Origin of the sequence: Geobacter hydrogenophilus, assembly GCF_018501225.1 — a bacterium.
GTDB classification, from domain to species: Bacteria; Desulfobacterota; Desulfuromonadia; order Geobacterales; family Geobacteraceae; genus Geobacter; species Geobacter hydrogenophilus.
This window is the reverse complement of record NZ_JAHCZI010000019.1, coordinates 32,880-42,985: the sequence shown is the minus strand read 5'-3', so window position 1 is coordinate 42,985 and position 10,106 is coordinate 32,880. Positions and strand designations below refer to the sequence as shown.

Below are 10,106 nucleotides of genomic sequence, written 5' to 3'. Positions count from 1 at the left end.
CGCCCCGTCAAAAGGAAACGCGTTTATACCACCCCCACCACATTCGGTCAAGATTTATTTTGATTAGCTTTTACTTAAATATAATCTTCGCGAAACGCCGCTTGCCAAACTGCAAGACATACTCTCCGACACCGGGAAGCTCGAGCATATCGTTGGTGACCTTTTCTCCATTTACCTTCACGCCACCCTGGTTGATTGCGCGGCGCCCCTCACTGTTCGATTTTACGAGTCCTGCTTCAGCCAGCAATCTGCCCAGCAGCACCTTGCCGTCCTCAGCCGACAAGATGTATTCAGGCATTTCTTCCGGAGTTTGGTTATCACGGAATCGTCTGACAAAACCCTCCTCCGCATTATCGGCTGCAACTGCACTGTGATAGCGAGCAACAATTTCGCGAGCAAGCTGCTTCTTAGCCGCCATGGGATGCACCTCACCATCCCGGATAGAGACTTTGAGTTTTTCGATTTCCGCAAGCGTCAGATCGCTGAGCAGCTCGTAATAACGGAGCATGAGTTCGTCCGAAATGGACATGATTTTCCCAAAAATTTCATCGGCAGGCTCATTGATACCGATATAGTTTCCCAGTGACTTGCTCATCTTGTTGACACCATCAAGACCTTCAAGAAGAGGCATGGTTATAACGCTCTGGGGAGATTGTTTCCATTCACGCTGCAATTCGCGGCCAACAAGGAGATTGAACTTTTGATCCGTCCCTCCGAGTTCAACATCAGCCTTGAGTGCGACAGAATCGTATCCCTGGATGAGTGGGTAGAGAAATTCGTGGATGCTGATAGGAAGCTGATTGGCAAATCGTTTACCGAAGTCGTCACGCTCCAGCATCCGCGCTACGGTAGATTGTGCCGCAAGCCCGATCATGTCGGAGGCCGTCATTTTCCCAAGCCACTCGGAGTTGAAGACGACCCGCGTCTTCTCCGGATCCAGTATCTTGAACACCTGTTCTTTATAGGTTTCAGCATTTTTAAGAACATCTTCACGGGTAAGAGCCTTACGGGTCTCCGACTTGCCTGTGGGGTCACCGATCATCCCTGTGAAGTCGCCGATAAGAAAGCAGACTTCGTGGCCCAACTGCTGAAACTGACGCATTTTGTGCAAGAGAACTGTATGGCCGAGATGGAGGTCGGGTGCGGTTGGATCAAATCCGGCCTTGATTCGCAACGAAATCCCGGTACTCCGTGATTTTTCGATCTTTTCCTCAAGTTCTTTCTCAAGGAGTATTTCTGTCGCTCCGCGCTTGATGATCGCCATCTGTTCAGCTACCGACATGGAACTCTCTCCCTCCTCACGAACACGTAAGTGAAATCCGTTCAACTGAAAGCGCGGAACCGCTCATCTCATCGATTCCAAGGACTGCTCCGTTTAGACGTATATCTTTTTTTGCTACTTCGAACCGGACCGGCATCTGGGTTGTGAAGCGCTCAACAGCAAGCTCTTTTTTGACACCAATTACCGAATCGAAACTCCCCGTCATTCCAGCGTCTGTCATATAGGCGGTACCACCGGGAAGAATCCGCTCGTCGGCTGTCTGAACATGGGTGTGCGTTCCGATAACGGCACTCACCTTGCCGTCCAGGTACCAACCCAAGGCAACTTTCTCGGAAGTGGCTTCGGCATGAAAATCAACAAAGACAATGTTGGCTTGTTCCTTAAGCCGAACTATCTCCCGGTCAGCCGTACGGAATGGACAATCAAGACTGTTCATGAATACGCGGCCTTCGAGGTTGAGGATACCGATACTAATTCCTCCGGCGGTTCGCACGATCGTGCTCCCTCGACCAATCGTCTCAGGTGGATAGTTAGCCGGTCGCACAAGACGCTCCTCCCGTCTGATATAGGAATATGATTCCTTTTTATCCCAGACGTGGTTCCCGCTCGTTAACACATCAATACCGAGAGAAAAGAGTTCGCGGGCCTTCTCTTCGGTAATGCCGAAACCGCCGGCCGCGTTCTCACCATTGGCTATGACCAGATCTATCCGGTAACGGTCAATGAGGCGATGGAGCTCACGGGACACGGCCTGACGGCCCGGGGCGCCAACGATGTCGCCAATAAAAAGGATATTAACGGGCATACTCAATGGCCCGGGTTTCCCGGATCACGTTAACCTTGATCTGCCCCGGGTAGGTCATCTCGGCTTCGATCTTCTTAGCTATGTCTTTGGCGAGAACAACAGCCCGCTCGTCGGTGACTTCATCACTCGAAACCATAACCCTTATTTCGCGTCCTGCCTGAATGGCGAAAGAATTGTTGACACCGACAAACGACGTGGCAATACGCTCCAGATCATCAAGACGTTTCACGTATGTTTCCATCATCTCGCGCCGGGCTCCGGGGCGGGCACCGGACAAGGCGTCGGCGGCTTGGACAAGGACCGCCAGAACGGTATTGGGTTTCTCGTCTTCGTGGTGAGCCATGATAGCGTGAACGATCTTGGGGGATTCGCCATACTTGCGCGCAAGCTCCGCACCAATAACCGCATGGGACCCCTCGACCTCGTGATCAACCGCCTTGCCCAAATCGTGAAGAAGGCCGGCGCGCTTGGCTTGCTTAACGTTGACACCAAGCTCGGAAGCCATGATGCCGCAGAGGAACGCGACCTCCAGAGAGTGTTGGTAGACATTCTGGCTGTAAGAGGTGCGATACTTGAGGCGACCGATCAGCTTCAATATTTCAGGGTGAATGCCGTGTACACCAAGGTCGAAAGCAGCCTGGTCGCCAGCTTCTTTGATAGTCAGCTCAACTTCTTCTTCGGCCTTGGCCACAACTTCTTCAATGCGGCCGGGATGAATGCGGCCATCAGTGATGAGTTTTTCCAGGGCAATCTTTGCCACTTCGCGACGAACCGGGTTGAACCCGGACAGAATGACCGCCTCGGGAGTGTCATCGATGATGAGATCGATGCCGGTAGCAGCCTCCAGTGCCCTGATATTCCGACCCTCGCGACCGATAATCCTCCCTTTCATCTCATCCGAAGGGAGCGCCACGACCGACACGGACCGCTCGGCAACGTACTCGCCCGCGTAACGTTGGATGGCCAGGGCTATGATCTCCTTCGACTTCTTGTCGGCCGTCTCGCGGGCCTCCTCCTCGATGACCTTGATCCGCTTGGCGGCATCGAGCTTGGCCTCGCTCTCCATGGCATCCATAAGGATTTTCTTTGCTTCTGCAGACGAAAGGCCGGAAATACTCTCAAGTTTTTCCCTTTGCTCTGCAATGAGACCGTCAAGCCTCTCTTCCTTCTGCACAAGTCCTTGCTCGCGGTTAAGAAGCGCCTGATCCTTTTTCGTAAGGTCAGCGTCGCGCTGGTCAAAGAGGTTCATCTTCTTGTCGAGATTCTCTTCCTTCTGCTGGAGACGTTTTTCCAGAGCCTGAAGATCCTTGCGCTTCTCCTTGGCATCACGCTCCGCCTCAGCCTTTGCCTGAAATACTTCATCCTTGGCCTTGAGATCTGCTTCCTTGGTTATCGTTTCCGCTTCACGCTTTGCGTCATCGACAATCTTTGACGCAAGCTCTTCTGCCTTGCTGACGAGGGTGTCGGAAATACGCTTGCGCAGCATGTTTCCCACGAAGTATCCGAGCCCGGCGGCTGCAAGGATTAGGACAATGGCGATTTCTATCTTCAATGTCTTGATACCTCCCTTGATCTATTGATAACCGTGAAGAGCGATAACTCTCTTCTCGGTGATAATGACATCGACTGCGACGTCATGGGGTTCAGCGACAATCTCGTCCACAAGTTGGAAGTCGTAGCAAAAAGCAACAAGTTTCCCGCTCCCCTCAAGATGATGGAGCGCCCTGTCGTAGTAACCTTTCCCGAAGCCTATTCGTTTTCCGGCGCGATCGAACGCGACACCGGGAACGACAACAAGGTCAGCAGCATCCGGGGGATAGGCTTCGCCGGTAAGGCAGGGCTCGGCAATCCCGAAAGCTCCCTTGGTCATCTCGCTTGGATCTGAAACCTTGATAAAGCGGAGGCAATCCCCACAGACCACCGGAAAGATCACAATTTTTCCTTCCTTAAGGGCGGCCTCCATCACCTCACCCGTCTCCACCTCTCCTCCGATAGGCGAATAGAGAGCAACAATACGGGCCTCGGCAAACTCAGGAAGCGCAACAAATGCCTGCTGGATAAGGTGCCCCAAAAAGAGCCGTTCTTCGGCGACCAAGGTGCGCCGTTTATCGAGCATGCATTGCCGAAGCTTTCTCTTGGGCATGGAACCTTGTCACAGCTGAGTTGAATAAAAAGAAGCTTCGCGGGACGGAAATCGTCCCGGAATCGGGGTCTCCGGCAGGAGAACGGGGGGAGGAAAGCGTGACCAGCAACAGAGGGGGCGTATGCTTTAGAGTAAATCGAATATGGCGTGTGGTTACGGCATTACGTCAATCGTGCTTACCCTTTCAGCATCGGATGAACTTCTGCAGCCTGCTATCAGTGAAACAGTAGTGCCTTGAAACAGCCTCAAAGCCATTTCTGTCGTAACTGATCGAACTTTCCAGACCAAACCGTACTGCTTTATGGTGAAATCTCCCCAGGGGAGACCGCGAAACCACTTACATCCGCCTATACTTTCAGGGAAGAGCGCTGTCGATACGTTTGACCAACCGACTCATGACTTCCTTATCGGCCTGTCCCTTTTCCTCAAGTTCCCGGGAAAGGGAGATGCATGATTCAGCCAAATTCATTAGTGCAAGAATTATTGGAACCTGGGGATCGCCGACTACCGGCACCGACGCCTGAGCTTCGGCCAGCTTGCGGTTAACGAGTGCCTCCACTTCACGCACATGCTCGAAGGAAGCCGAACTCTTAACGGTAATCTCCTTGCCGAGCACGCTGATGCGGTGCGAAGCCTTCACGGACATCAGATCCCTTCGAGCTTCCTCAGAACACCGTCTATTCTTGACTTGACGGCATCCCGCTCCTGCAGGAGCCGACCGTTTTCCTCGCGAAGGACGTCATTCTCCCGCTTAAGGGCGGTGTATCGTTCCACGAGAGTCTCAACGCGCCGTTCGAGATCGGCGAACAGTTCTGTGTCCATTGGGATACCTTTTTTGGCCTAAAATATTATTGCAGAGCCCCTGTGAAGTCAAGGCAATTATTGGAAGAGCGCATCCACGAACTCGGCCGGATCGAAGTCCCGGAGGTCGTCGACACCTTCCCCGACACCGATATAGCGGACCGGAATTCGGAACTCATTGCAAATGGCTGCGACGATCCCTCCCTTGGCCGTGCCGTCAAGCTTGGTAAGGGCGATGCCGGTCACCTCGGCAGCCTCTTTGAAGAGCTTGGCCTGTGAGAGGGCGTTCTGGCCGGTGGCGGCATCGAGAACCAGCAGCGTCTCGTGGGGGGCGCCGGGGATCTCGCGGCCCATGATGCGGCGGACCTTCTTGAGCTCTTCCATGAGGTTTACCTTGGTATGGAGCCGCCCCGCCGTGTCGACGATGAGGATGTCCGCCTTGCGGGCCACGGCGGCCTTGATGCCGTCAAAGACCACGGCAGAGGGATCGGCTCCCTCCTTGTGGCGAACCACATCGCACCCGGTCCGCTCGCCCCAGATCTCGAGCTGCTCGGCCGCAGCGGCCCTGAACGTATCGCCGGCCGCGAGTACTACTTTTTTCCCTTCCCGCGAGAACCGGGCGGCGAGCTTGCCAATGGTGGTCGTCTTGCCAACGCCATTGACACCAATGACCATGATGACGAAGGGGGAGGCGGAATCAACGGCGAGGGGTCTCACCTCCCGGCTCAACCGTTTGAGAATCTCATCCTTGAGGGTCTGACGGAGAGCCGCACCGTCATTCAATTCATTGCGGGAGAGCCGCTCTTCCAGAATCCGGATAAGTTCCACCGTGGTCTGGACACCGATGTCGGCGGTGATGAGGATCTCTTCGAGTTCCTCCAGAGTGTCAGCATCGATCTCTTTTTTGCCGAGAACAAGCCGGTCAATCCGCCCCACGAGGCTGTCGCGGGTCTTGCTGAGCCCCTGGCGCAAGCGCTCGAACAACCCCGGCTTGGGCTCCTCCGGCTCCTCGGCCTGAACAGGATGTTCAACCATTTCTGCCTTCCGCTCGGGAATCGGGCTCTCTTCTGCCCCTTCGGCACCGGCAATCTTGTTCCACAACCCCTTGAAGAAGCTCTTTTTTTCCTCCGCCATATCAGTAAATCTCCTTGAGCAAAATATCCCGCACCTGCTCGAATTTGACCATAGCCCGACCGGCGATGGCTTCCCTGTCGAGGGTCAACACCAACAAATAGTCGTCTCCAATGGGACCAAGAATCACGCGCTGGTCAGCCAGCGTGATAACCGCCTCACGGACGGGATCGGCAGAGAGCCGACCCTGAAGCTCCTTCATCCGGGTCAGAATGATTCCCAGATGGGCTGCGGTGATTTTCAACTCGTAGTCGTCCCTGAGGGCGACATGATCCACCGTCTCCCCCTCCCAGTCGGCAATGATCGCACCGGTGGCCCCGGGAACGGACTGCACCAGCTCGGTCAGGATCGCTTTGAACGACACCGGTCGACCTCCTCTAATTCAGTTTGACGGAAACGATCTTGGACACCCCCGGCTCCTCCATGGTAACGCCGTAGAGGGTGTCGGCAACCGCCATGGTCGCCTTGTTGTGGGTGATGATGATGAACTGGGAAATCTCGCTCATTTCTCGCACCATGTCGTTGAAGCGCCCGATATTGGCGTCATCGAGGGGAGCATCAACCTCGTCAAGCAGACAAAAGGGTGACGGTTTGATGAGGAAGATGGAAAAGATGAGCGCCACGGCGGTCAGGGCCTTTTCCCCCCCCGAGAGGAGGGTCACGTTCTGGAGTTTCTTTCCGGGAGGCTGGACGATGATGTCGATGCCGGTTTCCAAAAGGTCCTCTTCGTTGGTAAGCTTGAGCTCGGCCCGACCGCCGCAAAAGAGGCGCGGGAACACCTCCTGAAATTTCTCATTCACAAGGTTGAAAGTTTCGAGAAACCGCTTGCGCGTGGTGCGGTTGATCCGCTGGATCGCCTGCTGGAGCGAATGGAGCGACTCCTCCAGGTCGGCCTTCTGGCCCGCCAGGAAGGTGAAACGCTCGTCCAGTTCCCGGTACTCCTCGATGGCGGTTAGGTTCACTTCCCCCATCTCATCGATGAGACGCGAAAGCTCTTCCTGGCGCTGGGATGCCGTTTCCTCGTCGAAGGGGGTGTCGGCATACTTCGGGAGGAGGGGCTGCATCTCAAGCCGGTACTTCTCCATGAGCGATGTGACGAGATGGTTGAGTTCCAGGGTAAGCTCCGATTGCCTGAGCCTGTCGGCGGCAACGGCATTTTTCGCCTGCTCGGCAAGGACACGGAGTTCCCGGAGAGCACCTTCCTCGACCCGGACCGCCTCGGCCTGGCCGTCGAACTCGCGCTTGAAGGCCGCGCTGGCACCTTCAGCTTCGGCGTGGCGCGCCAGAAGGGATTTCAGCTCGCCATCACCGCAGGCGAGAGAAGCAACCAGCCGCTCGCGTTCCTGAACGCACCGCTCCCGCTCTTCCCGATGTCGGGTAATCCGCGCCTGAAGGTCTGACTGGAGTTCTTCGGTCCGCTTCAGGGCGCGGCTGGCCGCCTCCTTTTTCTCCCGAAGCTGGGCTCCCCTGACCTTGAGGGTGGTGACCGCCTCACGGGCTGCGTCAATCTCGCGCTTCCTGACTGTGATGGTTTCCTGGAGCCGCTCAAGCTCTGCCTCAAGGACCCCTTTTTTCTCTTCGCGAACGGCTTTCCGGGTATCGGCGTCCACGATCTCACCTTCAAGGGTCTCACGCTCCTCCCGGAGCTGATCGTCCTCCATGCCGGTGACGGCAAGCCGCTCCTCGACGCGCTGGACTTCCTCCTTCGCCCGAATGAGATCCTTCTCGGCGTTGACGAGCTGGATATCAGTCTGGTGGAGGCTCTGGCGCACCTCCCGCAACTCCTCCTCGGTGCCGGACTGTTCCTGCTGCGTCCGGTCCCGCGTGGCGTCGAGATCATTCAACACGGCAGCAAGACGCTCCACCTCGCCGGTAAGCTCCCGAATCTCCCGCTTCTTGTGGACCAGCCCCGGACCTGCAGCTTCAGTCGACCCGCCGCTCACGATGCCGCCGCCAAAGGCAACGTCACCACGGGGGGTTACGAAGGTGCTGCGGGGGTGAAGCCGCGAAAGGGAACAGGCCGTCGCAAGGTCCCCCACCAGATAGGTGCCCGCCAGGATGTGCTCCACAACGGGGTTTCGTCCTTCGGCAATGGTAACGTGGGTGAGAATCGGTACCGCTCCGTCGGGCGCGGCGTCACTGCCCGACATGGAGGGGATTCCCGCAACAAGGGAACAGCGTCCACCGCCGCTCTCGGAGAGGTACGCGAGCGCCTCGAAGGCATCAGACTCCTGGGGACAGACCACGAACTGGAGCCGCTCGGCCAGTACCGCCTCAAGGGCGGTCTCGAACTCGGGCGCGGTTTCAACGAAATCAGCAATGACGGCGAAACGCCCCCTGAACGTATCTGCCAGCAGAAGATTCCTGACCCCCTGGCCATAGCCGGCAAACTGGGCCTCCAGTTCCTGGAGTGAGTGGAGGCGTGATGATTTCCTGCTCAGTTCATCACGGTGGGAAGCGATCTCCCGGTCAAGGTCGGCTAGGCGTTCCCGCAACTCCGTCTCCCGGCGGGTGAGCAACGGCAGGCGCTCCTGAAGCTCAGTCTTCTGGTCGCCCAGTCCTGCAACGGCCTTCTCGAGCTCAGTGGCCCGACCCGACGATTCCACGAGCCGCTCGTTGAGGAGGAGCCCCTCGCGACGGTTCCGCTCAGCCCGTTCGGCAAGCCCTTCCAGGCGCCGGGCAGCGGCGGTGCGCTGGTTGTTGAGCTGTGCCACCTCGGCCAGGAGGGAAAAATGCTCCCGCCGCACCTCCTCCAGGTCGGTGGAGAGCTCCCGTTCGGCAGCAGCCATCTCTTCCAGTTCTTTCTCACGGGTGGCGAGGGTGCCTTCTTCTCCCGCCGCCTCGACAGCATAGGTGCCGCTCTGCTCCACGAGGCGGGTGAGTTCTTCACCAGCCGCAGCAAGCTGGCTCTCCAACCCCTCAAGCTCTCCTGCAAGCCGTTCTTCCTGCCGTTCAAGCCCCCCGAGCTCTTTTCGCTGGAACTCGATCCTGCTCTCATGCCCCTGGATCTCCCCCTTGAGGGAAAAAACCACTTCCTGAGCGGAGGCCAGGGACCGTTCCCGCTCCACCAGCGCTAGACGCCGCTCGTCGAGCCCCAGCTCGCGCTGCTCCAGGTCCGTCGCCAGGGTGGAGGCCCGGGAAACGCTCTGACGAAGCGCCTCCTCCACCTGCTCCTTGGCAGTATTGAGGGTCAAGAAGCGCCTGACCATGGCGGCCACCTCGATCTCCCTGAGTTCCTCCCGGTACTCCCGGAACCGCTCGGCCTTCTTGACCTGGCGCTGGAGCGAGTTGAGCTGCCGCCGAATCTCAGCCAGAATGTCACCGATACGCAGAAGATTCTGACGGGTGAGATCGATCTTTTTCAGGGCCACCTGCTTCTTGGCCTTGAACTTGGTGACGCCGGCCGCCTCTTCGATGAGGAATCGCCTCTCCTCGGGCTTGGAGTGGAGGATCATCCCGATCTTCCCCTGCTCGATGATGGAGTAGGCCCGGGCACCGACACCGGTATCCATGAAAAGCTCGGTGATATCCATGAGCCGGCAGGGGGTCTTGTTGAGGAAGTAGTCGCTCTCGCCGTCGCGGTAAAGGCGGCGCGTCACCTGAATTTCGCTGTAGTTCAGGTATTTCGCCGGCACCCTTCCGTCTTCGGTGGAGAAGACCATGGAAACCTCGGCCATGCCGAGGGGTTTGCGGGACTCGCTCCCGCCGAAGATAATGTCCTCCATGGACTTGCCACGGAGGTTCTTCGCCGACTGCTCCCCCATGACCCAGCGGATGGCGTCCACCACATTGGATTTGCCGCAACCGTTGGGGCCGACGATGCTGGTTATCCCCTGCTGAAAGTCGAGGGATACCTTGTCCACAAACGATTTGAAGCCGGATATGTCGAGGCGTTTGATTTTCATAAATCGTGTCATACTATCAGAGAGGAGGGTGTCAATGCA

General features: G+C 57.0%; 9 protein-coding genes. All 9 read right to left on the bottom strand.

Annotated features, from left to right (window positions below):
• Positions 1–70 precede the first annotated feature (70 nt).
• The 9 genes from tyrS to smc all read right to left on the bottom strand — a co-directional run bounded on the left by tyrS (position 71) and on the right by smc (position 10,067).
• Entirely contained in the window at positions 71–1,282 is a 1,212-nt protein-coding gene (gene tyrS / locus KI811_RS18010) for a tyrosine--tRNA ligase (protein WP_214187854.1), read from the bottom strand.
• Positions 1,283–1,298: 16 nt separating this feature from the next.
• Positions 1,299–2,087, bottom strand: coding sequence for a TIGR00282 family metallophosphoesterase (locus KI811_RS18005; RefSeq protein WP_214187853.1), 789 nt, complete (start codon positions 2,085–2,087; stop codon positions 1,299–1,301).
• Positions 2,077–3,639, bottom strand: a complete 1,563-nt coding sequence (gene rny / locus KI811_RS18000) for a ribonuclease Y (protein ID WP_214187852.1) — start codon at positions 3,637–3,639, stop codon at positions 2,077–2,079. Before rny ends, KI811_RS18005 begins: the two co-directional genes overlap by 11 nt.
• A gap of 21 nt (positions 3,640–3,660) precedes the next feature.
• Positions 3,661–4,230 (bottom strand): 5-formyltetrahydrofolate cyclo-ligase, encoded by a 570-nt coding sequence (locus tag KI811_RS17995; RefSeq protein ID WP_214187851.1) that lies wholly within the window; start codon positions 4,228–4,230, stop codon positions 3,661–3,663.
• A 355-nt stretch (positions 4,231–4,585) separates the two neighbouring features.
• Positions 4,586–4,876 carry a cell division protein ZapA gene (locus tag KI811_RS17990; protein ID WP_214187850.1) on the bottom strand — a complete coding sequence of 97 codons (291 nt, stop codon included), beginning with the start codon at positions 4,874–4,876 and terminating at the stop codon, positions 4,586–4,588.
• Positions 4,876–5,052: a cell division protein ZapB gene (locus KI811_RS17985; protein ID WP_214187849.1), complete on the bottom strand. Its 177-nt coding sequence runs from the start codon at positions 5,050–5,052 to the stop codon at positions 4,876–4,878. Before KI811_RS17985 ends, KI811_RS17990 begins: the two co-directional genes overlap by 1 nt.
• 57 nt (positions 5,053–5,109) lie before the next feature.
• Entirely contained in the window at positions 5,110–6,165 is a 1,056-nt protein-coding gene (gene ftsY / locus KI811_RS17980; RefSeq protein ID WP_214187848.1) for a signal recognition particle-docking protein FtsY, read from the bottom strand.
• A 1-nt stretch (position 6,166) separates the two neighbouring features.
• Complete coding sequence (locus KI811_RS17975; protein WP_214187847.1) at positions 6,167–6,526, bottom strand: roadblock/LC7 domain-containing protein; 360 nt, start codon at positions 6,524–6,526, stop codon at positions 6,167–6,169.
• Between the two features lie 13 nt (positions 6,527–6,539).
• On the bottom strand, positions 6,540–10,067 hold the full coding sequence (smc, locus tag KI811_RS17970) for a chromosome segregation protein SMC (RefSeq protein WP_214187846.1): 3,528 nt from the start codon (positions 10,065–10,067) through the stop codon (positions 6,540–6,542).
• Positions 10,068–10,106 lie beyond the last annotated feature (39 nt).

Coding starts and splice junctions, on each gene's coding strand:
- smc (WP_214187846.1), bottom strand. CDS start 10,067: ATGAAAATCAAACGCCTCGACATATCCGGCTTCAAATCGTTTGTGGAC.
- tyrS (WP_214187854.1), bottom strand. CDS start 1,282: ATGTCGGTAGCTGAACAGATGGCGATCATCAAGCGCGGAGCGACAGAA.
- ftsY (WP_214187848.1), bottom strand. CDS start 6,165: ATGGCGGAGGAAAAAAAGAGCTTCTTCAAGGGGTTGTGGAACAAGATT.
- KI811_RS17985 (WP_214187849.1), bottom strand. CDS start 5,052: ATGGACACAGAACTGTTCGCCGATCTCGAACGGCGCGTTGAGACTCTC.
- KI811_RS17990 (WP_214187850.1), bottom strand. CDS start 4,876: ATGTCCGTGAAGGCTTCGCACCGCATCAGCGTGCTCGGCAAGGAGATT.
- KI811_RS17995 (WP_214187851.1), bottom strand. CDS start 4,230: ATGCCCAAGAGAAAGCTTCGGCAATGCATGCTCGATAAACGGCGCACC.
- KI811_RS18005 (WP_214187853.1), bottom strand. CDS start 2,087: ATGCCCGTTAATATCCTTTTTATTGGCGACATCGTTGGCGCCCCGGGC.